Origin of the sequence: Streptosporangium sp. NPDC049644 (assembly GCF_040675205.1) — a bacterium.
Classification (GTDB): Bacteria; Actinomycetota; Actinomycetes; order Streptosporangiales; family Streptosporangiaceae; genus Streptosporangium; species Streptosporangium fukuiense.
Genome location: NZ_JBFAOJ010000288.1, coordinates 1 through 1,048, shown reverse-complemented (window position 1 = coordinate 1,048; position 1,048 = coordinate 1). Strand labels below are relative to the sequence as shown.

1 protein-coding gene is annotated in these 1,048 nt (G+C 73.0%); it reads left to right on the top strand.

The window, feature by feature from the left end; translation table 11 throughout:
- Positions 1 to 1,048 (top strand): beta-ketoacyl reductase (locus tag AB0J58_RS45190; protein ID WP_364228056.1); only part of this gene is annotated, 1,048 nt, incomplete at both ends.

Below are 1,048 nucleotides of genomic sequence, written 5' to 3'. Positions count from 1 at the left end.
CGGTGCTGGCGTCGGGCGAGCCGCAGGTGGCGGTGCGCGGTGGTGAGGTGCGGGTCGCCCGCCTGGCTCGCGTGGCACTGGCGGAAGAGGCGGTGGATCGGCCGTGGGATCCGGAGGGAACGGTGCTGATCACCGGTGGTACCGGTGGTCTGGGCGGGGTGCTGGCGCGGCATGTGGTGGCCGAGCGTGGGGTGCGGCGTCTGCTGCTGACGAGCCGCCGGGGTCCGGACGCTCCGGGCGCGGTGGAACTGCAGGCGGAACTGATCGCGCATGGCGTCGAGGTCGAGATCGCCGCCTGCGATATGGCCGACCGGGACGCGGTGGTGGCGCTGCTGGCTCAGGTCCCGGTCGAGCATCCGCTGACCGCGGTGATCCATACGGCGGGTGTGCTGGATGACGGGACGATCCCGTCGCTGTCGGCCGAGCGGCTGGATGTGGTGCTGCGGCCGAAGGTGGACGCGGCCTGGCATCTGCATGAGCTGACCCGGGACATGGGTCTGGCGGGGTTCGTGTTGTTCTCCTCGGTGGCGGGGACGTTCGGCGGGCCGGGGCAGGGCAACTACGCGGCGGCGAACGCGTTCCTGGACGCGCTGGCCGGGCATCGGCGGGCTGTGGGCCTGGCGGGGTTGTCGCTGGCGTGGGGTGCGTGGGCGCAGGACGCGGGGATGACCGGCGGTCTGGGCCAGGCGGACATGCGGCGGATGGCTCGGGCGGGAATGGTGCCGTTGTCGGCGGGGCAGGGGCTGGCGTTGTTCGACGCTGCGGCTGTCGCCGGTCGTGCGGCGGTGGTGGCGGCGCGGTTCGATGTGTCGGCGGTGCGGGCGCAGGGCTGGGTGCCGCATCTGTTGCGTGGGCTGGTGCGTGGTGTTCGCCGCTCGGCGGTCTCGGCGGGTGGGGATTCGGAGCTGGTGCGCCGGTTGGCCGGTATGAGCCGGGCCGATCAGGTCCGGTTTGTGGTGGAGTTGGTACGTGCGCAGGCCGCGCTGGTCTTGGGGCACGCGTCGCCGGAGCTGGTGGAGGTGCGGCGGGAGTTCCGCGAGCTGGGCTT